Origin of the sequence: Streptomyces avidinii, from assembly GCF_045161815.1 — a bacterium.
In the GTDB taxonomy this organism is placed as follows: domain Bacteria; phylum Actinomycetota; class Actinomycetes; order Streptomycetales; family Streptomycetaceae; genus Streptomyces; species Streptomyces avidinii.
The window spans coordinates 3,135,213-3,160,229 of record NZ_CP108863.1; the positions used below are offsets into that span (position 1 = coordinate 3,135,213).

The 25,017-nt window shown below is 72.6% G+C and carries 23 protein-coding genes; 14 read left to right on the forward strand and 9 right to left on the reverse strand.

Translation table 11 applies throughout. The annotated features are described in order from the left end of the window. The first annotated feature begins 2 nt into the window (after positions 1-2). Positions 3-479, forward strand: a complete 477-nt coding sequence (locus OG373_RS13480) for a MarR family winged helix-turn-helix transcriptional regulator (protein WP_189973038.1) — start codon at positions 3-5, stop codon at positions 477-479. A 120-nt stretch (positions 480-599) separates the two neighbouring features. Continuing rightward, positions 600-1,178: a PepSY domain-containing protein gene (locus OG373_RS13485; protein ID WP_405438424.1), complete on the forward strand. Its 579-nt coding sequence runs from the start codon at positions 600-602 to the stop codon at positions 1,176-1,178. A gap of 78 nt (positions 1,179-1,256) precedes the next feature. On the opposite strand, the gene meaB is transcribed toward OG373_RS13485, so the two are convergent. Then, complete coding sequence (gene meaB, locus OG373_RS13490; protein WP_030386916.1) at positions 1,257-2,219, reverse strand: methylmalonyl Co-A mutase-associated GTPase MeaB; 963 nt, start codon at positions 2,217-2,219, stop codon at positions 1,257-1,259. A gap of 79 nt (positions 2,220-2,298) precedes the next feature. Continuing rightward, the gene (locus OG373_RS13495; RefSeq protein WP_397729040.1) at positions 2,299-3,498 is read right to left on the reverse strand and encodes an acetyl-CoA C-acetyltransferase; all 1,200 of its coding nucleotides are present in this window, start codon (positions 3,496-3,498) and stop codon (positions 2,299-2,301) included. A gap of 135 nt (positions 3,499-3,633) precedes the next feature. Between OG373_RS13495 and mce the strand changes: the two genes are divergently transcribed. From mce to OG373_RS13530, 7 genes are all read left to right on the forward strand, one after another. Further along, positions 3,634-4,062, forward strand: a complete 429-nt coding sequence (gene mce, locus OG373_RS13500) for a methylmalonyl-CoA epimerase (protein WP_008738238.1) — start codon at positions 3,634-3,636, stop codon at positions 4,060-4,062. A 193-nt stretch (positions 4,063-4,255) separates the two neighbouring features. Beyond that, positions 4,256-8,812 (forward strand): polarized growth protein Scy, encoded by a 4,557-nt coding sequence (gene scy / locus OG373_RS13505; RefSeq protein ID WP_405438428.1) that lies wholly within the window; start codon positions 4,256-4,258, stop codon positions 8,810-8,812. Between the two features lie 195 nt (positions 8,813-9,007). Next, the gene (locus tag OG373_RS13510; protein WP_405438430.1) at positions 9,008-9,946 is read left to right on the forward strand and encodes a cellulose-binding protein; all 939 of its coding nucleotides are present in this window, start codon (positions 9,008-9,010) and stop codon (positions 9,944-9,946) included. 101 nt (positions 9,947-10,047) lie between these two features. Beyond that, positions 10,048-11,070 (forward strand): ABC transporter ATP-binding protein, encoded by a 1,023-nt coding sequence (locus OG373_RS13515; RefSeq protein WP_405438432.1) that lies wholly within the window; start codon positions 10,048-10,050, stop codon positions 11,068-11,070. Positions 11,071-11,072: 2 nt separating this feature from the next. Further along, positions 11,073-11,849, forward strand: coding sequence for an ABC transporter permease subunit (locus OG373_RS13520; RefSeq protein ID WP_405438434.1), 777 nt, complete (start codon positions 11,073-11,075; stop codon positions 11,847-11,849). 153 nt (positions 11,850-12,002) lie between these two features. Next, complete coding sequence (locus OG373_RS13525; RefSeq protein WP_405438436.1) at positions 12,003-13,133, forward strand: ABC transporter ATP-binding protein; 1,131 nt, start codon at positions 12,003-12,005, stop codon at positions 13,131-13,133. After that, entirely contained in the window at positions 13,130-13,966 is an 837-nt protein-coding gene (locus tag OG373_RS13530) for an ABC transporter permease (protein ID WP_397729045.1), read from the forward strand. The genes OG373_RS13525 and OG373_RS13530 overlap by 4 nt, the downstream gene beginning before the upstream one ends. Positions 13,967-13,998: 32 nt before the next feature. On the opposite strand, the gene OG373_RS13535 is transcribed toward OG373_RS13530, so the two are convergent. After that, positions 13,999-14,325, reverse strand: coding sequence for a hypothetical protein (locus tag OG373_RS13535; RefSeq protein WP_030386925.1), 327 nt, complete (start codon positions 14,323-14,325; stop codon positions 13,999-14,001). Between the two features lie 229 nt (positions 14,326-14,554). On the opposite strand from OG373_RS13535, the gene OG373_RS13540 reads away from it, so the two are divergent. Beyond that, on the forward strand, positions 14,555-15,586 hold the full coding sequence (locus OG373_RS13540; protein ID WP_405438438.1) for an LLM class flavin-dependent oxidoreductase: 1,032 nt from the start codon (positions 14,555-14,557) through the stop codon (positions 15,584-15,586). Between the two features lie 74 nt (positions 15,587-15,660). Here OG373_RS13540 and OG373_RS13545 read toward each other — a convergent pair whose 3' ends face one another. Next, positions 15,661-16,053, reverse strand: a complete 393-nt coding sequence (locus OG373_RS13545; protein ID WP_030386927.1) for an SCO5389 family protein — start codon at positions 16,051-16,053, stop codon at positions 15,661-15,663. A 220-nt stretch (positions 16,054-16,273) separates the two neighbouring features. Here OG373_RS13545 and nucS point away from each other — a divergent pair, with 220 nt between their 5' ends. Further along, the gene (nucS, locus tag OG373_RS13550; RefSeq protein WP_398664993.1) at positions 16,274-16,945 is read left to right on the forward strand and encodes an endonuclease NucS; all 672 of its coding nucleotides are present in this window, start codon (positions 16,274-16,276) and stop codon (positions 16,943-16,945) included. A 66-nt stretch (positions 16,946-17,011) separates the two neighbouring features. Here the strand turns inward: nucS and OG373_RS13555 are convergent, their stop codons facing one another. From OG373_RS13555 to OG373_RS13570, 4 genes are all read right to left on the reverse strand, one after another. Next, positions 17,012-19,492 (reverse strand): ATP-binding protein, encoded by a 2,481-nt coding sequence (locus OG373_RS13555; RefSeq protein ID WP_405438441.1) that lies wholly within the window; start codon positions 19,490-19,492, stop codon positions 17,012-17,014. 192 nt (positions 19,493-19,684) lie between these two features. Further along, positions 19,685-20,008, reverse strand: coding sequence for an STAS domain-containing protein (locus tag OG373_RS13560; RefSeq protein WP_030386930.1), 324 nt, complete (start codon positions 20,006-20,008; stop codon positions 19,685-19,687). 175 nt (positions 20,009-20,183) lie between these two features. Continuing rightward, on the reverse strand, positions 20,184-21,032 hold the full coding sequence (locus tag OG373_RS13565) for a 3-hydroxyacyl-CoA dehydrogenase family protein (protein WP_030386931.1): 849 nt from the start codon (positions 21,030-21,032) through the stop codon (positions 20,184-20,186). A 156-nt stretch (positions 21,033-21,188) separates the two neighbouring features. Then, positions 21,189-21,728 carry a hypothetical protein gene (locus tag OG373_RS13570; RefSeq protein ID WP_405438442.1) on the reverse strand — a complete coding sequence of 180 codons (540 nt, stop codon included), beginning with the start codon at positions 21,726-21,728 and terminating at the stop codon, positions 21,189-21,191. 105 nt (positions 21,729-21,833) lie between these two features. On the opposite strand from OG373_RS13570, the gene OG373_RS13575 reads away from it, so the two are divergent. After that, complete coding sequence (locus tag OG373_RS13575; protein WP_052873719.1) at positions 21,834-22,406, forward strand: cob(I)yrinic acid a,c-diamide adenosyltransferase; 573 nt, start codon at positions 21,834-21,836, stop codon at positions 22,404-22,406. Here the strand turns inward: OG373_RS13575 and OG373_RS13580 are convergent. Beyond that, entirely contained in the window at positions 22,403-22,990 is a 588-nt protein-coding gene (locus tag OG373_RS13580) for a hypothetical protein (protein WP_405438444.1), read from the reverse strand. The genes OG373_RS13575 and OG373_RS13580 overlap by 4 nt on opposite strands. 163 nt (positions 22,991-23,153) lie before the next feature. Here OG373_RS13580 and OG373_RS13585 point away from each other — a divergent pair, with 163 nt between their 5' ends. Next, on the forward strand, positions 23,154-24,338 hold the full coding sequence (locus OG373_RS13585; RefSeq protein ID WP_405438446.1) for a sensor histidine kinase: 1,185 nt from the start codon (positions 23,154-23,156) through the stop codon (positions 24,336-24,338). Further along, on the forward strand, positions 24,335-24,988 hold the full coding sequence (locus OG373_RS13590) for a response regulator (RefSeq protein ID WP_405438448.1): 654 nt from the start codon (positions 24,335-24,337) through the stop codon (positions 24,986-24,988). Before OG373_RS13585 ends, OG373_RS13590 begins: the two co-directional genes overlap by 4 nt. Positions 24,989-25,017: the final 29 nt, after the last annotated feature.

The following is a 25,017-nucleotide window of genomic DNA, read 5'->3' on the forward strand; positions in this document are numbered from 1 at the left end:
CCATGGAGACCGAGACGGCCACGCGCTGGCTGACCGACGCCGAGCAGTGCGCCTGGCGCACCCACCTGGACGTCAGCAGACTGCTGATGCACCAGCTGGAAAAGGATCTCCAGCCCTTCGGACTCACCAACAACGACTACGAGATCCTCGTGAACCTCTCGGAGTCGCAGGACCACCGGATGCGGATGAGCGACCTGGCGACCGCCACGCTGCAGTCCAAGAGCCGGCTGTCGCACCAGATCACCCGCATGGAGACGGCGGGTCTGGTGCGCCGGGTGAACTGCGAGTCCGACCGCCGGGGCCTGTACGCGGTGCTCACGGACGAGGGCATGGAGACGATGCGACGGGTCGCCCCGCACCACGTGGCGTCCGTCCGCCAGCACTTCATCGACCTGCTGCCGCCGGAGGCCCTGGCGGCCCTGCGCTCCTCACTGGCCCCGGTGGCCGAGCACCTGCGCGCCAACCGCGGCAAGGTCTGAGGCCGCACCGGCCGGGGCGCGCGGGCTCGTCGCGCCCCGGCCGGTGATCGGCCCGACAATGGCTGGGAACGCTCGCTGCCGGCCCCGTGCCCGTCGGGCCGGCCTGAGGAGGTCCAGCCCATGAAGCGCAACGTGTTCGTCTCCGCAGCCGCGTCCGTGGCCCTGCTGGTCGCGGGACCCGTCGCCACCGGTGCCGCGGCGTCCGCCGACACGGCCGGAACCGCCCCCGCGGTCGCCGCCCGGGCCGATGTCACGGCCGAGCAGGCCATCGCCGCCGCCCTCAAGAACTACCCGGGCGTCGTCGAGTCCCTCGACCGGGACGGCAACGTCTGGCACGTGGACGTGATCACCAAGGACGGCAAGGCCCACGCCGAGCTGGAGGTCGACGCCGCCACGGGCAAGGTCACCCGCGAGAACGTGGACACCGGCCAGAACCCGAGCGAACACAAGGCCCTGCTCGCCGCCAAGGTCACCGCGGAGCAGGCCGCCAAGGCCGCCGTGGCGGCCCACCCGGGCACGGCCTGGACCGTCGAATGGGACTCCGACGACGACAACGGCAAGGCCGCGTCCTGGCACGTCGAGGTGCGCGGCTCCGACGGCACGACGTGGGACGGCTCCGTGGACGCCACGACCGGCAAGGTCACCGCACAGACCGACTCGAACTCCGATTCGGACTCCGACTCCGACCAGAACAACTGACGCCCCCGGCCCGGCCCCGGCAGGGACGCCGCACGCGTCCCACCGGGGCCGGGCCAGGCCCGGGGCCTGAGCCTGGGCCTAGGCCTCCGTCAGCGTCGCCAGCAGCGCGTCCGCCGCCGCGTACGGGTCCAGCTCGCCCACGGCCACCCGGGCGGCCAGCGCGTCCAGGTGCGCGTCGCCGTGCAGATCCGCCATCCGCGCCCGCAGCGCCGTCACGGCGATCGTCTCGACCTCCCGGGCCGCCCGGGCGGCCCGGCGCTGCGCCAGCACCCCGCGCTCGTCCATCCACGCCCGGTGCTTCTCCAGCGCCTCGACCAGCTCGTCGATGCCCTGGCCGCGGGCCGCGACCGTCTTCACGATCGGCGGCCGCCAGTCGTCCCGGCCCCGCGCCTCGCCGAGGCCCAGCATGTGGTTCAGCTCCCGGGCGGTCGCGTCCGCGCCGTCCCGGTCCGCCTTGTTGACCACGTACACGTCGCCGATCTCCAGGATGCCCGCCTTGGCCGCCTGGATCCCGTCGCCCATGCCGGGCGCCAGCAGCACCACCGAGGTGTCGGCCTGGGAGGCGATCTCCACCTCCGACTGCCCGACCCCGACCGTCTCGACCAGGATCACCTCGCAGCCGGCCGCGTCCAGCACCCGGATCGCCTGCGGGGCGGCCCAGGCGAGCCCTCCCAGGTGGCCCCGGGTGGCCATGGAGCGGATGTAGACCCCCGGGTCCGAGGCGTGGTCCGACATCCGCACCCGGTCGCCGAGCAGCGCCCCGCCCGAGAAGGGCGAGGAGGGGTCGACGGCGAGGACGCCGACCCGCTTGCCGGCCTTGCGGTACGCGGACACGAGCGCCGAGGTCGAGGTCGACTTGCCGACACCCGGCGATCCCGTCAGACCCACCACGTACGCCCCGCCCGTGAGCGGCGCCAGCGCGGCCATCACCTCGCGCAGCTGCGGGGACGCCCCCTCGACCAGCGAGATCAGCCGGGCCACCGCTCTCGGCCGGCCCTCACGGGCCTGGGCCACCAGCTGGGGGACGTCCACCGCCGTCATACTGCTGCGCTCCTCGGTTCTCGTACGGGTACGTGCGGGCCGCCGGTCCCCGTAGCGGGGCCCGGCGGCCTGGCGCCGCCTACTTGGCGACGCGGACGATCAGCGCGTCGCCCTGGCCGCCGCCACCGCACAGGGCGGCCGCGCCGACGCCGCCGCCGCGGCGCTTGAGCTCCAGCGCCAGGTGCAGCACCACACGGGCTCCGGACATGCCGATCGGGTGGCCCAGGGCGATGGCGCCACCGTTGACGTTCACCTTTTCCGGGGTCACGCCGAGGTCCTTCATTGACTGCACGGCGACCGCCGCGAAGGCCTCGTTGATCTCGATGAGGTCCAGGTCGGAGACCTGCAGGCCCTCCTTCTTCAGCGCGTGCAGGATCGCGTTCGACGGCTGCGACTGGAGGGAATTGTCGGGACCGGCCACGTTGCCGTGGGCGCCGATCTCGGCGATCCACTCCAGGCCGAGCTCCTCCGCCTTCGCCTTGCTCATCACGACCACGGCGGCCGCGCCGTCGCTGATCTGGGAGGAGGTGCCGGCGGTGATCGTGCCGTCCTTGGCGAAGGCCGGACGCAGCTTGCCGAGGGACTCCACGGTGGTCTCGGGACGGATGCCCTCGTCCGAGGAGAAGACGACCGGCTCGCCCTTGCGCTGCGGGATCTCCACGGGGACGATCTCGGCCTCGAAGACGCCGTTCTTCTGCGCGGCCGCGGCCCGCTGGTGCGAGGCGGCGGCGAACTCGTCCTGCGGGGCGCGCTCGATGCCCAGGCGGGTGTTGTGCTTCTCGGTGGACTCGCCCATCGCGATGTTCTCGAAGGCGTCGGTGAGGCCGTCGTAGGCCATCGCGTCCAGCATCTCGATGGCGCCGTACTTGAAGCCCTCGCGGGACTTGGGCAGCAGGTGCGGGGCGTTGGTCATGGACTCCTGACCGCCCGCGACCACGATGTCGAACTCCCCGGCGCGGATCAGCTGGTCCGCCAGCGCGATCGCGTCCAGGCCCGAGAGGCACACCTTGTTGATCGTGAGGGCGGGCACGTTCATCGGAATGCCGGCCTTGACCGCCGCCTGGCGGGCGGGGATCTGGCCCGCGCCGGCCTGCAGCACCTGGCCCATGATCACGTACTGCACCTGGTCGCCGGAGATCCCGGCCCGGTCCAGCGCGGACTTGATGGCGAAACCGCCGAGGTCGGCACCCGAGAAGGACTTCAGCGAGCCGAGCAGCCGCCCCATGGGCGTGCGGGCCCCGGCGACGATCACAGAAGTGGTGTTGTTCGATCCGGACATGAGGCACAGCCCCTTGGATGAGGAGTGAACGAGGGTTTACGTGAATGTACTGGGCGGTACCGCAGCGGTCACCGGGCTGCCGGTGTGATCGCGCGCACGTTGCGTGACCACCCCCTTCAGGAGTGCACTGTCACCATGCTGACAAGAATCGACCACATCGGGATCGCCTGCTTCGACCTGGACAAGACTGTCGAGTTCTACCGTGCCACGTACGGCTTCGAGGTGTTCCACTCCGAGGTCAACGAGGAGCAGGGTGTCCGCGAGGCCATGTTGAAGATCAACGAAACCTCCGACGGCGGCGCCTCCTACCTCCAGCTCCTGGAACCCACCCGCGAGGACTCCGCCGTGGGCAAGTGGCTGGCGAAGAACGGCGAGGGGGTCCACCACATCGCCTTCGGCACCGAGGACGTCCAGGGGGACTCGGAGGCCATCCGCGGCAAGGGTGTCCGGGTCCTCTACGACCAGCCCCGCACGGGTTCCATGGGCTCCTCGATCACCTTCCTGCACCCCAAGGACTGCCACGGCGTCCTCACCGAACTGGTCACCTCGAACCCCGAGCACTGATGGACCACTGATGGCCCGATTCCCCGGCCGGTAGAGTGGCCATGGCTCGGCCGGGGTTCGGTGCGGAGACGGGGTCGGGGCCTGTGACCCCTGCCCCGGTATCTGACACCATTCCCCCGGGGGCGTCGTTCAGCGGGCGAGCGATGCTCATTTGGGAGTGAGCTTGCGACCAGGGGACGGATGGGACCGCGCTGTGCGGGGCTACGAAAGCCAGGAGAGCCATCAGGCCGAGGCCGACCATCTCTCGCGCTTCGAGGCCGAGATGGAGCGGCTGAAGAAGGAGCGCGGGAAGGCCGTCCAGCACGCTGAGGACCTGGGATACCAGGTCGAGGTGCTGCGCGCCAAGCTTCACGAGGTACGGCGCGCACTGGCGTCCCGCCCCGCCTACGACGGCGCGGACATGGGGTACCAGGCGGAGCAGCTGCTTCGCAATGCCCAGATCCAGGCCGACCAGATGCGCTCGGACGCCGAGCGCGAGCTGCGCGACGCCCGGGCGCAGACCCAGCGCATCCTCCAGGAGCACGCCGAGCACCAGGCGCGCCTGCAGGCCGAGCTGCACGCCGAGGCCGTCAACCGCCGCCAGCGCCTGGATCAGGAGCTGGGCGAGCGGCGCCAGACCGTCGAGGCCCACGTCAACGAGAACGTGGCCTGGGCCGAGCAGTTGCGCGCCCGTACGGAGGCCCAGGCGCGCCGGCTCATGGAGGAGTCCCGCGCCGAGGCCGAGCAGTCCCTGAACGCCGCCCGCGCGGAAGCCGCCCGGGTCGCCGAGGAGACCCGGCGCCGGATGGCCGCGGACGCCGAGGCCGCCCGCGGGGAGGCCGAGGCCACCCTGCTGCGTGCCCGCAAGGAGGCGGAGCGGCTGCTGACCGCCGCCTCCTCGCAGGCCCAGGAGGCCAGCGAGCACGCGGAGCGGCTGCGCTCCACCAGCTCCGCCGAGGCCGAGCACACCCGGCAGCAGACCCTGGACCTCGGCCGGCTGGCCGAATCCCGTGCGCAGGAGGCGGACTCCGCGCTGCGCGAGGCGCGCGCCGAGGCCGAGAAGCTCCTCGCGGAGGCCAAGGAGAGCTCCACCCGGCAGCTGGCGTCGGCGGAATCCGTCAACGAGCAGCGCACCCGCACCGCCAAGGAGCAGGTCGCCCGGCTGGTCGGCGAGGCCACCAAGGAGGCCGAGGTCCTCAAGGCCGAGGCCGAGCAGGCCCTCGCCGACGCCCGTGCGGAGGCGGAGCGGCTGCGCCGCGAGGCCGGCGACAGTGCCCGTACGGCCGCGGCCGAGGACATGGCGGCCCAGCTGGCGAAGGCCGCCCGTACGGCCGAGGACGTATTGAACAAGGCCTCGGAGGACGCCCGGGCCACCACCCGGGCCGCGTCCGAGGAGGCCGAGCGGATCCGCCGCGAGGCCGAGACCGAGGCCGACCGGCTGCGCCTGCAGGCGGCGACCACGGCCGACGAGCTCAAGGGCGCCGCGAAGGACGACACCGAGGAGTACCGGGCCCGCACGGTCGAGCTCCAGGAGGAGGCCCGGCGGCTGCGCGGCGAGGCCGAGCAGCTGCGCGCCGAGGCCGTCGCCGAGGGCGAGCGGATCCGCGGCGAGGCCCGCCGCGAGGCCGTCCAGCAGATCGAGGAGGCGGCCCGGACCGCCGAGGAGCTGCTCGGCAAGGCCAAGGCGGACGCGGACGAGCTGCGCGGCGGGGCGACCGCCGAGAGCGAGCGGGTGCGCGCCGAGGCCGTGGAGCGGGCCGGCACCCTGCGCAAGCAGGCCGAGGAGACCCTGGAGCGGACCCGCGCCGAGGCCGAGCGGCTGCGCGCCGAGGCCGAGGAAGGCGCCGAGAGCGTACGGGCCGAGGCGGACGCGGCGGCCCTGGCCCGGCGCGAGGAGACCGAGCAGGCGCTGGCCGCCAAGCGCGCGGAGGCCGACGAGGAGCTCGTACGGCTGCACACCGAGGCCGAGGGCCGGCTGACGACGGCCGAGCAGACGCTGCGCGACGCCCGCGCCGCCGCGGAGAACATCCGCCGGGAGACCACGGAGGAGAACGACCGGCTGCGCGCCGAGTCGGCGGAGCGGATCCGTACCCTCCAGACGCAGTCGGAGGCCGAGGCCGACCAGCTGCGCACCGACGCGGCCCAGGACGCCGGCCGGGTCCGCGCGGAGGCCGAGCAGTCCGCCGTGCGGCTGCGCGGTGAGGCCGAGGCCGAGGCGGAGCGGGTGCGCTCCGAGGCTCAGGAGACCGCGGACCGGCTGCGCGCGGAGGCGAAGGCCGCCGCCGAGCGGGTCGCCGCGGAGGCCGCGGAGGCGCTGGCCGCCGCCCAGGAGGAGGCCGCCCGGCGCCGCCGGGAGTCCGAGGAGACCCTGGCGTCGGCGCGGACCGACGCGGACAGCGAGCGGGCCCAGGCCCGCGAGCAGAGCGAGGAACTGCTGGCTCAGGCCCGCAAGCGCTCCGAGGAGGCACAGGCCGAGGCGGTCTGGCTGACCGAGGAGGCCGAGCGGCGCGCGTCGGAGGTCGTGTCGGCGGCGGAGACCACCGCCCAGCAGGTACGGGACTCCGTGGCCGGGCTGCACGAGCAGGCCGAGGAGGAGATCGCCGGGCTGCGCAACGCCGCCGAGCACGCGGCGGAGCGTACGAAGTCGGAGGCCGAGGAAGAGGCCGGCCGGGTCCGTTCCGACGCCTACGCGGAGCGGGAGCGGGCCACCGAGGACGCCAACCGGATCCGCAGCGAGGCGCGGGCCGAGACGGACGCGGCGAAGGCGCTGGCGGAGCGGACGGTCGGCGAGGCCATCGCCGAGGCGGAGCAGCTGCGCAGCGACACCGCCGAGTACGCGCAGCGGGTGCGTACGGAGGCCACGGACGCGCTGGCCGCCTCCGAGCGGGACGCCGCCCGGACCCGGGCCGACGCCCGGGACGACGCGAACCGAATCCGCGGCGAGGCGGCGGAGGCCCTGGAGGCCGCCCGTACCGAGGGCGCCCGGATCACGGCCGAGGCGGCCGCGGAGGCCGAGCGGATCACCGAGGAGACCCTCGCGGCGAACGCGGCCACGGTCGCGGACGCCGAGGCGGAGGCCGCGCGGATCACCGCCGAGGCGGCCGAGGCCGCCGAGGCCACCCGCACCGAGGCCGCGAACACCCTGGACGAGGCGCGGTCCGAGGCGAACCGGCTGCGCACCGAGGCCGCGGAGCAGATCGACCGGCTCATCACCGAGGCCTCGGCGGAGGCAGACCGGCTCACCGAGGAGACCCGGGCGGCGAACGCGGCGACGGTCGGCGAGGCGGCGGCGGAGGCCGAGCGGCTCACCACCGCGGCGACCCGGCTCAAGGCGCAGGCGGCCGAGACCCTGGCGAGCGCCGAGCGCGACGCCGCACGGATCATGGTCGACTCGCGTGCCGAGGGCGACCGGCTGATCGACGAGACCCGCGTGGCCAATGAGGCCACGGTCGGCGAGGCCGCGGCGGAGGCCGACCGGCTGCGCGCCGAGGCGGCCCGGGAGCTGGACGACGCCCGTGCGGAGGGCGGCCGGATCATCGGCGAGGCCACCGCGGAGGCGGACCGGGTCACGGTCGCGGCGAACGAGACCCTGGCGGGCGCCGAGCGCGATGCCGAGCAGACGCTGGACGAGGCGCGCGCCGAGGCGAACCGGCTGCGCACCGAGGCGGCCGAGCAGGCGGACCGGCTCGTCACGGAGGCCGTGTCCGAGACGGAGAAGCTCACCGAGCAGACCCGCAAGGACAACGAACGGAAGGTCGGCGAGGCGGCCACCGAGGCCGAGCGGCTGCGCGCGGACGCGTCCGAGGCGCTGTCCTCGGCGCAGGAGCACGCGACCCGCACCCGGTCGGAGTCCGAGCGGGTCAAGGCGCAGGCGGCCTCCGAGGCGGAGCGCATCCGCAGCGAGGCCCGTGCGGAGTCCGAGCGGCTGCTGGACGAGGCCCGCGAGGCGGCCAACAAGCGCCGCAGCGAGGCCGCGGAGCAGGTCGACCGGCTCATCACCGAGGCCTCGGCGGAAGCCGAGAAGCTCACGACCGACGCGCAGAAGCAGGCTCTCGCCGCCACCACGGCGGCCGAGGAGCAGGCCGACGCGATGGTCGACGCGGCCCGCAAGGAGGCCGTGCGGATCACCTCCGAGGCGACCGTCGAGGGCAACTCCCTGGTGGAGAAGGCCCGTACGGACGCGGACGAGCTGCTGGTGGGCGCGCGCACGGACGCGGCGGCCATAAGGGAGCGGGCGGAGGAGCTGCGCGGCCGCGTCGAGGGCGAGGTCGAGGAGCTGCACGAGCGGGCCCGCCGGGAGTCGGCCGAGCAGATGAAGTCGGCCGGCGAGCGTGTGGACAAGCTGGTGCGCGCGGCGACCGAGCAGAGCGTCGAGGCCGAGGCGAAGGCCAAGGAGCTGGTGTCGGACGCGAGCAGCGAGGCGAGCAAGGTGCGCATCGCCGCGGTCCGCAAGGCGGAGGCGCTGCTCAAGGAGGCCGAGCAGAAGAAGGCGGAGCTGGCCCGGGAGGCCGAGAGCGCGCTCGCGCAGGCCAAGGCGGAGGCCGAGCAGCTCGTCGACGAGGGCCGCCGCGAGCTGGAGGTCCTGGTGCGCCGCCGTGAGGACATTCAGGCGGAGATCTCCCGTGTCCAGGACGTTCTTGAGGCGTTGGAATCATTCGAGGCGCCTTCGGGCGGCGGAAAGCCGACGGTCGGCGGGCAGGGCGCGGGGGGCGTGAAGGCCGGAGCGACAGCAGGTTCCACTCGTTCGGGTGGCAAGGCGTCGGAGGGGTAGCCAAATGCCCAACGATGTGTGCACCTGATGAAGGTTCAGGCGAACGAGTGACAAGCGTTCTGCTGTCTTGCCACTCAAAAGGGGTGTCATTGTCCAGATCAAACGCGGATTGACTCGATGACACGCCGTCTGGGCGCCTAGGATTCCCCTAACACCTCACGTAGCACCTCATCGGTCTCATTCGACAGGAACCCCATGAGCGACACTTCCTCCCCCTTCGGCTTCGAGCTCGTGCGGCGTGGTTACGACCGTGGTCAGGTGGACGACCGCATTACCAAGCTGGTCTCCGACCGCGACAGCGCCCTTGGACGTATCAACTCTCTGGAAAAGCGGATCGAGGAGTTGCACCTCGAGACGCAGAACGCCCAGGCCCAGGTGAACGACGCCGAGCCGTCGTACGCCGGTCTCGGCGCCCGGGTCGAGAAGATCCTGCGGCTGGCCGAGGAGGAGGCGAAGGACCTGCGCGAGGAGGCCCGTCGCGCGGCCGAGCAGCACCGCGAGCTCGCCGAGTCGGCCGCCCAGCAGGTGCGCAACGACGCCGAGTCGTTCGCCGCCGACCGCAAGTCGAAGGCGGAGGACGAGGGCGTCCGCATCGTCGAGAAGGCCAAGGGCGACGCATCGACCCTGCGCTCCGAGGCCCAGAAGGACGCCGCCTCCAAGCGCGAGGAGGCCGACGCGCTGTTCGAGGAGACCCGCGCCAAGGCCGCCCAGGCCGCCGCGGACTTCGAGACCAACCTGGCCAAGCGCCGTGAGCAGTCCGAGCGCGACCTGGCCTCCCGCCAGGCCAAGGCCGAGAAGCGTCTCGCGGAGATCGAGCACCGCGCCGAGCAGCTGCGCCTGGAGGCCGAGAAGCTGCGTACGGACGCCGAGCGCCGGGCCCGCCAGACCGTGGAGACCGCGCAGCGCCAGGCCGAGGACATCGTGGCCGACGCCAACGCCAAGGCGGACCGGATCCGCAGCGAGTCCGAGCGCGAGCTGGCGGCGCTCACCAACCGCCGCGACTCGATCAACGCGCAGCTGACCAACGTCCGCGAGATGCTGGCGACGCTCACCGGTGCGGCCGTCGCGGCGGCCACCCCGATCGTGGACGACGAGCCCGTCACCCGCGGCGTCCCGGCGCAGCAGAGCCGCTGATCACCCACGGGTGGGGCGCAGCGCTCCCCGTTTGCCCGATCGAGGGCCCTATGTCACCTTGTGAGGTGGCGTAGGGCCCTCGGGCGTTCTAGCGTGGCCGCATGATCGAGCTTGAGGGCCTCACCAAGCGATTCGGTACGACGACCGCCGTGGACAACCTCAGCTTCCAGGTCAGACCGGGCGCGGTGACCGGCTTCCTCGGCCCGAACGGGGCGGGCAAGTCCACGACCATGCGCATGGTGCTCGACCTCGACAACCCGACCAGCGGTACGGTCCGGGTCTACGGGAAGCACTACCGGGAGCTGCCGGAGCCGCTGAAGCACATCGGGGCGCTGCTGGACGCGAAGGCGATGCACGGTGGCCGAAGTGCATACAACAACCTTCTCTGCCTGGCCCAGTCGAACCGCATCCCGCGGCAGCGGGTCGACGAGGTGCTGGATCTGGTCGGTCTGACCTCCGTGGCGACGAAGAAGTCCAAAGGATTTTCGCTCGGAATGAGCCAACGGCTGGGAATCGCCTCCGCATTGCTGGGCGATCCGGAAATCTTGATGTTCGACGAGCCGGTCAATGGTCTGGATCCCGAGGGAATTCTCTGGATCCGCAATCTGATGAAGAGCCTGGCCGCCGAGGGAAGGACGATCTTCGTCTCCTCCCATCTGATGAGCGAAATGGCACTGACCGCAGACCATTTGGTCGTGATCGGCCAGGGAAGGCTGCTGGCCGACCTGCCGATGGCCGATTTCATCCAGCAGAACTCGCGCAGCTACGTGCGGCTGCGCTCACCGCAGCAGGAGCGGCTGAAGGACGTCCTGCACGAAGCCGGGATCAACGTCGTCAGCGTTCCCGCGACCGGCGCCCTGGAGATCGACGGCGTGAGTGCGGAGCAGCTCGGCGAGCTGGCCGCTCAGCACCGGATCGTGCTGCACGAGCTCAGCCCGCAGCGGGCCTCACTGGAGGAGGCGTTCATGCGCATGACCGCGGACTCGGTCGAGTACCACGCCCACGCGCCGGGGGCACCCGGCACCCCGGTACCGCCCGGCACGGCCGCGGACCGTCCCGCCCGGCCGGCCGACGTTCCCGCCTGGGGCGCCGGCTACGGGGCGACGCGCAAGGCCGGTGAGTGAGCATGGCCCTCACCGCCGTCCTGCAGTCCGAGTGGACCAAGATCCGTACGGTCGCCTCCACCAGCTGGACCCTGATCGTCTCCCTGGTGGTCACCGTCGGCGTCAGCGCCGCGATCTGCGCCTTCATCAGCGCGAGCTTCCAGGACATGCCCCCGGCCCAGCAGGCCACCTTCGACCCCACCCAGGCGAGTTTCGCCGGGATGACCCTCGGCCAGCTGGCGATGATCGTCTTCGGGGCGCTGGTGGTCGGTACCGAGTACAGCACCGGCATGATCCGCACCTCGCTGGCCGCCGTGCCCCGCCGGGAGTACTTCCTGCTCGGCAAGCTCACGGTGGCGACCGCCCTGGCCCTGGTGGTCGGCCTCCTCACCAGCTTCCTCTCCTTCTTCCTCGGTCAGGCACTGCTCGGCGACCGCAGTATCGGGATCGGTGAGGAGAACGTGCTGCGCGCGGTGGTCGGCGCCGGCCTCTACATGGCCCTGCTCGCCCTGCTCTCGATGGGGGTGACCGCGCTGCTGCGCAGCTCGGTCCTGTCCATGTGCCTCCTGATCCCCTTCATCCTGGTGCTCCCGGCCATCCTGTCCATCGCCGAGGCGACCCGGAAGGTGGGCATGTACCTGCCCAACCAGGCCGGATCGAAGATCATGCAGGTGGTGCCGAACGGGATGGACTCCCCGGACACGCCCTACGGACCCTGGGGCGGCCTCGGGATCATGACCCTGTGGACGCTCGCCGCCGTACTCGGGGGCTACCTCGTCCTCAAGAAGAAGGACGCCTGAGGTCCGGCGCCCGCCTGAAGTACTACGGGTGATGCCCGGGTCGGCCTCAGGGGCGCTTCAGGGATCCGGGCGGGGACGGAACCGTAGGAAGCTCGTTATCCTCTTAACCCTTACGCGGGCGAAAGTCGTCCCGGCCTGGTAAGGGGCAGCAAGATGATCGAGGCAGTCGGCCTGACCAAGCGCTACGGCGCGAAGACCGCCGTCGACCAGCTGTCCTTCCAGGTCAAGCCGGGTCACGTCACCGGATTCCTGGGGCCCAACGGCTCCGGCAAGTCGACCACCATGCGCATGATAGTGGGCCTGGACCGGCCCACATCCGGCCACGTCACGATCAACGGCCGGCCCTTCCGGGAGCTGCCGAACGCCCAGCGGCACGTCGGGGCGCTGCTCGACGCCAAGGCCGTGCACGGCGGCCGCCGGGCCCGCGCCCACCTGCTCTCCATCGCCCAGCTCTCCGGGATCCCGGAGAAGCGGGTGGACGAGGTGCTGGCCGTGGTCGGCCTCCAGGACGCCGCCCGGCAGCGTACGAAGGGCTTCTCGCTCGGCATGGGCCAGCGGCTCGGCATCGCCACCGCTCTGCTCGGCGACCCGCAGGTACTGCTGTTCGACGAGCCGGTCAACGGTCTCGACCCCGAGGGCATCCTCTGGGTCCGCAACCTCATGCGCCGCCTCGCCTCCGAGGGCCGCACCGTCCTCGTCTCCTCGCACCTGATGAGCGAGATGGCCCTGACCGCCGACCACCTCATCGTGATCGGCCGGGGCCGCCTGCTGGCCGACATGGGCACCCAGGAGTTCATCGCGCACAACTCGGCCGGATTCGCTCGGGTGCGCGCGGCCGACACCGATCGCGATGGCCGGGAGACGCTGGGTACGGCTCTCACCAGGGCGGGCGGCCGGGTCCTCCAGGAGCCCGACGGAGCACTGCGCGTGACGGGTCTGGAGCTGCCGCAGATCTCGGACCTCGCGCACGGGGCCGGCGTACGGCTGTGGGAGCTGTCACCGCACCGGGCCTCGCTGGAGGAGGCGTACATGCGGATGACCCAGTCCTCGGTCGAGTACACCTCCACCGAGGACCCGCGGGCCGAGCTGTGGGAGCCGGAGCCGCTCTCCCTCCCGGCCTGGGAGGACGAGGCGGAGGCCGCCCCCGAGGTCCCGCGGACGGGCTTCTACGCTCCCCCGCCGCCCGGGGCGGGCGGGCAGCCCTTCCTGATGCCGAGCAACCCCGGCGAGCTGGCGAGCGCGTCCGGGAACACCTCCCCGAACACCCCCGAGGACACCCGATGACCCCGACGACCACGACGGCGGAGCAGCCCGGGAGCTACAGCTCCCCCCTGGCCACGCCGCGGCCGCACCTGGGGCACGCCCTGGCCTCGGAGTGGACCAAGCTGGTCTCGCTCCGCTCCACCCTGTGGACGCTGGGCTCGCTCGTGCTGACCGTGGTCGGCATCGGCCTGACCGTCGTCGGACAGACCGCGGACGAGGACTTCGCGCAGATCAACTTCACCACGCCCGCCCTGATCGGCCTGCTGGTCGGCCAGCTCGCGGTGATCGTCCTCGGCGTGCTGACCATCAGCTCGGAGCACGGCACCGGGCTGGTGCGGACCACCTTCACGGCCGCCCCGGACCGGTACCGGGTGCTCACCGCGAAGTACCTCGTCTTCAGCATGACGGCCTTCGTCACCACCACGCTGTCGGTCTTCGTGGTCGGCGTCACCGCGGCGGTCGCGCGCGGCGGCACCGCGTCCGGCCCGCACGCGGCCGGCGAGTGGCTCGGGGCGCTGCTCGGCTGTGGCTACGTCACCCTGCTCGGCGTGCTCGCGCTCGCGATCGGCGCACTGGTGCGGCACTCGGCCGGGGCGATCGCCCTGATGCTGGGCCTGGTCACGCTGCCGCCGGTGATCGGGGGCATGCTCAGCATGTGGCCGGCCGTCGAGCCCCTCGGCCGGCTCATCCTGAAGTACAACGTACCGGTGGCGATGATGCAGCTGTTCGGCCTGCAGGAAGGCGGCGACCTCGGCCCGTCGCCGAGCAACCTCTCGCACCTGATGCTGATCGTGCTGGTCACGGGCGCCGCGGTGGCCGGCTCGTACGCGGTCGTCGGCCGCCGGGACGTCTAGTAATCCGGCAAAGACTCCGGCCGGGTCTTCGGCTAGTACTTCGGCGCGTTGCGGGACCGCTGCACCTTCGTGGTGCGGCGGTCCTTCGCGTTCCAGCAGGCCTTGTGCCAGTGCCGCCGGTCGTCCACGCCGCCGTACTCGGGCCAGGCCACCAGGTGCGGGGTGCCGGAGGGGATCTCCTGGTCGCATCCGGGGCAGCGGTAGCGCTTGCCCGCCGCGCTCGCGCCGGCCACGTGCCGGACCTTCCAGTCCTCGCCCTGGTACTCCTCCGTGCGCTCCAGCCCGTAGCGGTCGAGGCCGGTGCTGGGGCGTTCGTCCGGAGTCTCGCCGCCCCTGGGGCGGTTGTTGCGCGGTGACACGTATACCTCACGGATGGGCGGACGGCAGTGACTTTCTCCCAGACTACGCGCAGCGAGCCCGGGTACCCGCAGGGTGGCTGATGAAGGCCGGCCCGCGAAGAGGAATGGCCCGACAATCCCAATAACTTTCGTGTCAGCCCGTGCCTTTGGCACGTGTCAGACGTTGTTGCCATAGGAAGAACCGGTCCACCTGGGGGAGGCCGCGTCAGCCGCGAGGAGGCTAAAGGCGATGCGCGTAGGAGCGTTTGTACTGGCGGCCCAGTTCCCGGGTCAGGGACAGGGCGAGGCACTGCACCGGGCGGTGCGGACCGCCGAGGTGGCCGAGGAGGCCGGGCTCGACTCGGTCTGGCTCGCCGAGCACCACTTCGTCCCGTACGGGGTCTGCCCGTCGGCGGTGACCCTGGCGGCCCTGCTGCTGGGCCGGACCCGGCGGCTGCGGGTGGGCACGGCGGTGAGCGTGCTGCCCAGCACGCACCCGGTGGCGCTCGGGGAGCAGGCGGCCCTGCTGCACATGACCTCGGGCGGCCGGTTCACCCTCGGGGTGGGACGGGGCGGGCCGTGGGTCGACCTGGAGGTGTTCGGGGGTGGCCTGGACAGTTACGAGAACGGCTTCCCGGAGGGCCTGGACCTGCTGCGGCGCTGGCTGACCGAGGCCCGCGTGGGGGCCGCCGGCGAGCGGTACGGATTCCGCGAGGTGGCCGTCGTACCGCGGCCGTCGGAGGCCCTGGACGGGGACGCGGCCGGGCCCGAGATCATCGTGGCCTGCACCTCGCCGGCGTCGGTACGGATGGCCGCGGAGCGGGGGCTGCCGATGCTGCTCGGGATGCACTGCGGGGACGACAGCAAGGCCGAAATGGTCGCCCTGTGGCGCAGCACGGCGCTGGCGGCGGGCCACTCGCGCGAGTTCGTGGCCGGCGCGGGACACGTCTCGGCCGGGGTGTGCCAGATCGCGGACCGTGCGGCGGATGCACGCGAGACCCTGCTGAAGGCGATGCCGGGCTGGCTCAAGCAGGGCCTCGACGCACATGTGACGGTCGACGGTCGGGGGCGCGCGATGCGGGATCCGGTCGCCTACACGGAACTGCTCTGCGACCTGCACCCGGTGGGTACCCCGGAGGTGGCGGCGGACCGGCTGGCGGCCACGTCGGCACGGACGGGCATCACGCGCTTCGCCCTCCTGACGGAGGGCTCCGGTGATCTCGCCGCGACGGAGGAGAACGTACGACGACTCGGCGCCGAGGTCCTTCCCCGTCTCGACTGAGACCTGCCGGTCCTGCCCGGGCCGTTTCCTTCGGATCACCCCGGTGGAGCCGGGCATGATCCGAAGGAGACGGCCTAGCAGTCCCGCAGCTCCGGCGACTGGTTGAGCAGCTGGCCGCGGATCGAAGTGAACTTGGCCAGCCGGTCGTCCACCGAGGGATCCAGCGGGAACACCGCCAGCCGGTGACAGTTCTGGAACGCCAGGCGTACTCCGAAGTGCCGCTGCAGCGCACCGCGTATCGCGTCACTCGCGAGGGCGCGCAGCAGCTGCCCCCGAGCCTGCTCGTCCGGCGGCGGCGTCTGGTTGTCGGCGAACTGTCCGCCGTCCACCTTCAGCTGGGCCACCAGTGAGCTGATCATCTCCCAGGCGTAGGGCAGGGAGGTCCGGACGCAGTCGACGAAAGCGGCTTCGTCGACCTCGCCTCGCTCGGCCTGTTCGAGTAGGGCCGGTGAGACGTCGAGCGACATGGGTTCTCCTCTCGCGACCCCGGCTGTTTGGGTTGCCGGAGTCTTACGGGCAGGGAAGGAGATCGCGACGCAGAGTGCACGCTCGACAACCTCCCGCTCACCACGGTAGGCGTCCCATGGGTGACGCACCAGGAGAATGCGCATACAACGCGCCATCGGCGAAGGGGGCTTTCAGGGGCGAATCGCGTGAAGGCCTTCTCGTCGAGTAGCGTTGCCGACCATGCGTCTCGTCATTGCCCGCTGCTCCGTCGACTACGCGGGCCGGCTCACCGCCCATCTGCCCTCGGCACCCCGTCTGATCCTCGTGAAGGCCGACGGCAGTGTCTCGATCCACGCGGACGACCGAGCGTACAAACCGCTCAACTGGATGTCGCCGCCGTGCACCCTCAAGGAGGGGAGCGGTGACGAGGCCAACGTGTGGACGGTCATCAACAAGGCGGGCGAGAAGCTCATCATCACCATGGAGGAAGTCCTTCACGACTCCTCCCACGAGCTGGGCACCGACCCGGGCCTCATCAAGGACGGCGTCGAGGCACACCTCCAGGAACTCCTCGCGGACCGCATCGAAACGCTGGGCGAGGGCTACACGCTGATCCGGCGCGAGTACATGACGGCGATCGGCCCCGTGGACATCCTGTGCCGGGACGCCAAGGGCGCGACGGTGGCCGTGGAGATCAAGCGGCGCGGCGAGATCGACGGTGTCGAGCAGCTGACCCGCTATCTCGAACTCCTCAACCGCGACCCTCACCTGGCCCCGGTGCGCGGCGTGTTCGCGGCCCAGGAGATCAAGCCGCAGGCGAAGGTCCTGGCGACGGACCGCGGGATGGACTGCGTGGTTCTGGACTACGACGCGCTGCGCGGTATCGAGGACGACAAGCTCCGCCTGTTCTGATCCTCTTCCGGTTCTCCGGCACTTCTCGAGCAACGGCTCCGTCCCGAGGGACGGAGCCGTTGTCGTTCACCGGCCCGTGGCCGGAGAGGTCGCCGTGGCCGTACCCGTCTGGGTGGTGGCCGTCGGCGACGGTACGACGGTCTCCGACGGGGAGGGCGAGGGCCCGGCCGTGGTCGGCGCCGGCGAAGCGGACGTCGCGGGCGGGGAGCTCGGCGGCGTCGCGGCCGGACGGCGCGACGGGGTACGGGCGGGGGTGCGGCCCGGGGTCGGGGCGACGCTCTGGCCGGGCGCCGCGGACTGCGCCGGCGGCGTCGATACGGGCGGCTCCGGCGCAGGATCGTTCCGGCTGACGACCGGATCCGTCGAGGACGCCGTGACCGCCGGGGTCCGGGACACCGACGGCCCCTGGGCCGGCGGCGAGGTGTCCGAGGAACTGAGCGCCAGGCTCACGACCGTGCCCAGTGCCACCACCGTCAGCGCGCCCGCACCGGCCAGCAGCACCAGCCGGCGACGGCCGGGGGCCGGGGCCGGCGCGGCGGCGGGCCGCAGGGCAGGGGCCGGAGCGGGCTTCGGGGCCATCGGGAAGGCGTCCTCGAAGACCTCGGACAGCGTCGTGGGCGACTCCGAGCGGGCGGTCACCGGGACGACCGGAGTCATCCGGGTCACCGCCTCGGCGGAGACCGGGGCCACGGGGGCCACACGGGCCCCCGTTGCCCCCGAAGCCCCGGGAGTCACGGGGGCCACCTTGGTCGTGGGTGCCTCGGAGGCCACAGGGGCCGCCTTGGGCGCAGGGGCCGCCGGAGCGGCCGGGGTGGCCACCGTCACGGCCTCCGGGGCGGCTGCCGGGGCCGCCGGTGCCTCCAGCCGGAGCGGCGGCGACACGGCCGCACCCGCGGTCTCCCGGTCGACGACGAGGGCCAGCGCCCGCCGTCCCGCGACCGTGCCCCGCTTGTCCGCCAGCGCGCCCCGCAGCCCGATCGAGGTCTCCAGCTCGGCCCGCGCCCGGTCCAGGCGCTCCTCGCACAGGGCCAGCACACCGAGCTCGTGGTGGAAGTAGGCCTGTTCGGCGACCTCTCCGGCCTTGCGTGCGGCCTCGGCCCCCGAGCGCAGTACCCGCTCCCAGGCCTCCCAGTGCAGCGAGGCCGCGAACGCCGGAGCCGCCGTGCGCGCCAGCAGCACCGCCGCGACCACGTCCGCACCGGCCAGCGCCGCGAGCACCGCGTCCGCCTCCGCCGCGACCCGCTCCGGGACCACCGAGGCGTGCCCGGTCCACCAGGCGTAGTGCCGGGCGGCCGTACGGGCCTCCTCCGACGCGGTGTCCCCGTACCCGACCTCCTCCAGCTGGCGGGCGACGCCAGCGGCCAGCCGGTACCGCGTCCCGACGGGGGACAGCAGCCCGCAGGCGAGCAGCTCCGCCACGGCCGTGTCGGCGTGGGTGTCCCCCACCAGCGCGGGCAGGTGCGCGTGGTGCGGCAGCTCCCCGCCGAGCGCGCACGCGATGCGCAGGGCCGCGCGCGCCGACTCGCTGACCCGTGAGGCGAGCAGCTCGGCCGGGGCCGCGCCTTCGGCGAGGGTGGGCAGCGGTACCTGCACGGCGTCGCGCGGGCGCCCCTCGAAGACGCCGGGCTCCTCCTCCTCGTCGTCCTCGTCGCTGTGGTTGATTTCGTCCCGCTGCCGCAGCAGCGCGGCCGCCTGGACGAAGCGCAGCGGCAGCCCCTCGGAGGCGAAGCGCAGGTCGCCCGCCCAGGCGATCTCCTCTTCGGTCAGCGGCCGTCCGACACCGGACTCCAGCAGTTCCAGGCAGTCGGCCCTGCCCAGTCCGCCGAGGAAGACCTCCTCGACGTGCGAGTGGTCCGAGGGGGCCCGGGTGTCGGGGGTCGCGGCCAGCAGGTAGGCGCATTCGGGGGTGGCGCGCAGCAGCTCGTCGAGGGCGGGCCCGCCCATCTCCAGGTCGTCCAGGAGGACGACGGCGCCTATCTCCCGTACGCGGGCCAGGAGCTCGATCCGCCCGGGCCGGGCCTGTTCGGCCTCGTACACGGTCGCGTAGAGCGCGTGGAGCAGTTCCCCGGGCTGCTGGTGCCCGTACCCGGAGAGCCGTACGACGCCGTCGGGCGCGAGGTCCGCGCACCGGTCGGCGACCGCGTCGAGCAGCGCGCTGCGGCCGGATCCCGCGGGCCCGGTCAGCCGTACGGAGCGGCCCCGGCCCAGCAGGCGGACGAGTCGCTCCCGCTCCTCCTCGCGCGCCGGCAGGGGGCGGGCGGGGACGGCGGGGCCCGGCAGTACGGGCGGCCGTGCGGCGGCGTTGCGGGCCGCGCGGGCGGCCGCGTCGCGGCGGGCGGGGCGGACCGGCTCGGTGCCGGGGCGCAGCGGTTCGATCTCGCTGCCGTCGACCGGGTTGACGGTGAGGGTGAAGTCGCCCGTGGTCAGGGTCACCACCCGGGCGGGGCCGGCGGCCGGAGCTCCCGGCGCGGGTGCCTTGGACACCGCGGGCGCGGAGCCGCCCGTGGGCTGCTCATGCTGCTCGTTCTGCCCCTGTGTACGGTCCATGACCCAGTCCCCCGATCGCGGGCCGCGCGCCTCGCCGTCGTACCGCCCGGCCTTCGCGCACGCGCTGTCGCTCCTGGTCCGGTTTCCGCCCGAACCCTAGACCGTGGCCGGTCGTGCGGGAAACCGCAGGGGTGCGATCACCACCGGACCGTTACGTTTCCGCAGGAAATGCAAAGGTCAGCGGCCTGCCGGTCAGACGCGGGGCAGGGACTCCGCTTCCAGGCCGCCCTCGATCGCGAGGATCCGGTGCAGCCGGGTCGCCACGAGGAGCCGCTGCATCTGCGGCGGCACGCCGCGCAGGACCAGGCGCCGGCCGGTCCGGCCGGCCCGGCGGTGCGCACCCATGATCACGCCGAGGCCGGTCGCGTCCCAGGAGTCGAGCCCGGTGAGGTCGAGCACGAGATCGCCCTGGCCGTCGTCGAGGGCGGTGTGGAGGGCCGTACGGGCGTCCGCCGCGCTGCGCACGTCGAGGCGGCCCCCGACAGCGAGTTCGGCGTGGTCGCCCCTGATGTGCATGTGTACTCCCGGCGGTACTGCGTACGTTTGGTCCGACTGGTCCCTGATCGGCAACTCTCACTGCAACTGACTGCCGTGCGAGCGAGGAAGTTGCCGACCGTGAGCGAACCGATACCTAATTCACCCTGGCGGGTGAAGGTATTCGAACGGTGGTGCTCGGTGGCGGGGCCAGGCCTCAGTGCTTGTAGAAGCCCTGGCCGCTCTTGCGGCCGATGTCCCCGGCGTCCACCATCCGCCGCATCAGCTCCGGCGGGGCGAACTTCTCGTCCTGGGACTCGGTGTAGATGTTGCTGGTGGCGTGCAGCAGGATGTCGACGCCCGTGAGGTCGGCGGTGGCCAGCGGCCCCATGGCGTGCCCGAAGCCGAGCTTGCAGGCGATGTCGATGTCCTCGGCGGAGGCCACGCCCGACTCGTACAGCTTTGCGGCCTCGACGACCAGCGCGGAGATCAGACGGGTCGTCACGAAGCCGGCGACGTCGCGGTTGACGACGATGCAGGTCTTGCCGACGGACTCGGCGAACGCCCGGGTGGTGGCGAGGGTTTCGTCGCTCGTCTTGTAGCCGCGCACGAGCTCGCACAGCTGCATCATCGGGACGGGCGAGAAGAAGTGCGCGCCGACGACCCGCTCCGGACGCTCCGTCACGGCCGCGATCTTCGTGATCGGGATGGCGGAGGTGTTGGAGGCGAGGATCGTGTCCTCACGGACGATCTTGTCCAGGGCGCGGAAGATCTCGTGCTTGATCTCGATCTTCTCGAATGCGGCCTCCACCACGATGTCGACGTCGGAGGCCGCGTCGAGGTCCGTGGTGGTGGTGATGCGCGCGAGCGCCGCCTCGGCGTCCTCGGCCGTCAGCTTGCCCTTGGAGACGAACTTGTCGTAGGAGGCCTTGATTCCGTCCGTGCCACGCGTCAGCGCGGCATCGGTGACATCGCGGAGTACGACGTCCCAACCCGCCTGAGCGGAGACCTGCGCGATGCCGGAACCCATGAGTCCGGCACCGATGACGGCGAGCTTCCCAGCCACTACACACCCCTCGTTTCCCTACGGCACAGTCACGTAGTCACTCCGGCGGAGACTAGCGCCCGGGCGGTGCGGTGTGACCGCGAAGTAACACGCGTCACGTCTCAGATGACGGACATCACACCGGTACGGCCCAGCAGCCCTGCCCGGCCGTCCAGTTCACGTGGGGTCGGTCCCGGCGTACCGCTCGGCCAGTGCGCGCAGCCGCCTCAGCTCCTTGCGCGCGGCGCCCGGGCGGCCGAGTTCGACGGCCATGGCGCCGCGGCCCGCAAGGTAGTGCGCGTCGGCCCGGGCCTGCGCGTCCGCCTCCGGCCGCGCGCAGATCTCCCGTTGCAGGGAGCCGAGCTTCCGGAGGATCTCGCCGGTCGCGGCGAGCTTCGCCTCGGCCGGCCCGAGCCCGGCGCGCAGCATGTCCTTCGCGTAGTCCCGGACCCTCGCGTCGTACTCGGCGGCGCCCGGTTCGTCCGGATGGTGCGGGTGCCCTGCCCAGCGGGCGGTGCGATCGCGCAGGTCGTCGACGCGGTCGAGGGCCTCGCCCAGGCGCCCGGCGGCCACGGCCGCGCGCCCTGCCCCGGCCCACTCGGCCGTCTCCCGGCCGAGCTCCGGGCTCTGCGCGTGCCGGGTGGCGAGGAAGCCCGCCAGGACGTCGATCTGCTGGGCGGCCTCGGCCAGCCGCCAGATGTAGTACACGTCGGCCACCGTGCGGCTCCCCCGTCCCGGGGCCACCGGGGCCCCACCGGACCGTACGCGGACAGCGGCGACCGCGCCCGGAATTTCCCCGGCGGGCCCGTCTACCCTGGCCGCATGGTGAACCTCACGCGCATCTACACCCGTACCGGCGACAAGGGCACGACCGCCCTGGGCGACATGAGCCGCACCGCCAAGACCGACCTGCGGATCTCCGCGTACGCCGACGCCAACGAGGCCAACGCGGCCATCGGGACGGCGATCGCGCTCGGCGGGCTGCCGGCGGACGTGGTCAAGGTCCTGGTCCGCGTGCAGAACGACCTGTTCGACGTCGGCGCCGACCTGTGCACCCCGGTGGTCGAGAACCCGGAGTACCCGCCGCTGCGCGTGGAGCAGTTCTACGTGGACAAGCTGGAGGCGGACTGCGACCACTTCCTGGAGCAGGTCGAGAAGCTGCGCAGCTTCATCCTCCCCGGCGGCACCCCGGGCGCGGCCCTGCTCCACCAGGCCTGCACGGTGGTCCGGCGGGCCGAGCGGTCGACGTGGGCGGCGCTCGAGGTGCACGGCGAGGTGATGAACCCGCTGACCGCCACCTACCTGAACCGCCTCTCCGACCTCCTGTTCATCCTGGCCCGGGTGGCCAACAAGGAGGTCGGGGACGTTCTGTGGGTGCCGGGCGGCGAGCGCTAACGCTCCGTTCGGGCCAGGGAGGACGGGTCCTCGGCGGTGTCCGCCGGGGCCTTCGACGGGGCCTTCGACGGCCAGATCGTGTACGCCACGGCGACCAGTGCGTGGATCCCGACGGCGCGCAGGGCGCCGAACTGCCAGCCCTGGAGCGAGCTGACGTCGCCCGCGTCGCCGACGTACCAGATCGCCACCTGCAGCAGGGCCAGGGCGACGGCCGCGGCGATCACGGTACGGACCCACAGCTTCCACTCGTGCCGGGCCCGCGCCTTCCCGTAGCCGGCGCCCGCCGGCTTGGGTCCCCCGGCCAGCCGGTACGCGGCGTGCCCGTCGAGCCACTTGATCGTGTAGTGGCCGTAGGCGACGGTGTAGCCGATGTAGAGCGCGGCCAGACCGTGCTTCCAGTCCGGCTCGGCGCCGTTCTTCAGGTCGAGCGTGGTGACCACCAGCAGCACCAGCTCCATCAGGGGCTCGCACAGCAGGACCGCCGCCCCCAGCCTGGGCATCTTCGCGAGGTACCGCAGGGCCAGGCCGGCCGCCAGCAGTACCCAGAAGCCGACCTCGCAGGCGATGATCAGCGCGACGATCATGGGACTCTCCGTCCGCTCGGGTTCTCCGTTCCCTTCCAGGCTCCCGTCCGGCCGGGCCCGATACGTCGTCGCCATTGACCATGTCGGGCTGCATCGTTCGATGTAGCCGCGGCTCGGCCTCTCCGCCGAGGTGCGGGGCCCGCGCACCCTGTTGGATGGGAACGTGACCGAGAAGAGCCTGCGCCCCCACCGTGACGACGTCCTCCTCGCGGTGGTCAGCGTGCTCGCGGGCGTGGCCTTCTGGTCGCTCGGGGTCTACAGCAGCCCCGGCCGGGACCTCCTGCCGGCCTGGGCGGCCCTGGTCCCGCTCGTGGTCCTCGGCTCGATGGAGCTGCTGCGCCGGACCCTGCCGCAGCTGACCCTGTTCGTCGGCACCGTCGGGGTGATCGCCGACCAGTTCACGGTGGGCAGCCTCGCCACCGTCGTGATCTTCACCGATCTGATGTACGCCGCCGTCGTGTACGGAAAACCGGCCATGGCCCGGCGGCTCCCGGTCACCACCGGCCTGATCACCGTGGTGGTCACCATCGCCTCGCTGGCCTGGCTGCGCACCCCGCAGGCGCTGCTGATCGGTGCGATCACCGGCATCGTGAGCTTCGCCCCGGCGCTGACCGGCGCCACCCTGCGCAACCACCGCGAGGCCGCCGAGGCGGCCCGGCTGCGCGCGGAGCAGACCGCGCTGCTGGCCGAGATGGACCGCAGCCAGGCCGTGGCCGCCGAGCGCGCCCGGATGGCCCGGGAGCTCCACGACATGGTGGCCAACCACCTCTCCGCCATCGCCATCCACTCCACCGCCGCGCTCTCCATCGACACCGCCGCCACCAGCCGCGACGCGCTCGGGGTGATCCGCGAGAACAGCGTGCAGGGGCTGGCCGAAATGCGCCGTCTGATCGGGCTGCTGCGGGATGCCGGGGGCGACCGGGAGCCGGTCGCCGTGCCCTCGCTGGACAGCCTCGACGCCCTGATCGGGCAGGCCCGGACCAATGGCTCGGCGAGCGGGCTGACCTTCGTACTCCACGACGCCCGGCCGTCCGGGGAGCCGGCGGCGGCGCCGGTGGAGCTGGCCGCGTACCGGATCGTCCAGGAGTCGCTGACCAATGCCCTCAAACACGCCGCCCCGGGCACGGTCACGGTCCGGGTGGCGCGCGCCGACGGACTGCTGACCGTGGCGGTGGACTCCCCCTACGGGGACCGGCCCGGCCCCCGCGCCCCCGGCTCCGGGGCGGGTCTGATCGGCATGCGGGAGCGGACGGAACTGCTGGGCGGAAAGTTCACTGCGGGCCGGTCGGGTGCGGTGTGGCAGGTACGGGCGACACTGCCCGCGGAGGAGAAGGCGGTGGAGGCATGACCATCCGGGTGGTGGTGGCGGAGGATCAGGGCGCGGTCCGGGCGGGACTGGTGCTCATCCTGCGCAGCGCGGGCGACGTCGACGTCGTGGGCGAGGCGGGCGACGGGGAGGAGGCGGTGCGGCTGGCCCGGGAGCTGCGGCCGGATCTCGTCCTCATGGACGTGCAGATGCCCCGCCTCGACGGGGTGTCCGCGACGCGTCAGGTGGTGTCGGAGGGCCTGGCCGACGTCCTGGTGCTGACCACCTTCGACCTCGACGAGTACGTCTTCGGGGCGCTGCGGGCGGGGGCCGCGGGCTTCCTGCTGAAGAACGCGGACGCGGCGGAGCTGATCGCGGCGGTACGGACCGTCGCGCGCGGGGAGGGTCTGATCGCCCCGGCGGTGACCAGGCGGCTGATCGCCGAGTTCGCGGCGCCCCGTCCGGCGCGGCCGGCCCCGGCGCCGGAACGGGCGGCGGCGGTCGCCTCCCTCACCCCGCGGGAGCGGGAGGTGCTGAGCGCGCTGGGCGAGGGCCTGTCGAACGCGGAGATCGCCGTGCGCCTGGAGATGGCGGAGGCGACGGCCAAGACGCACGTCAGCAGGCTGCTCGGCAAGCTGGAGCTGCGCAGCAGACTCCAAGCCGCGGTACTGGCACAGGAGTTGGGGATATAGGCGCGCGGCCGCGCACCGGTCTGGACCTC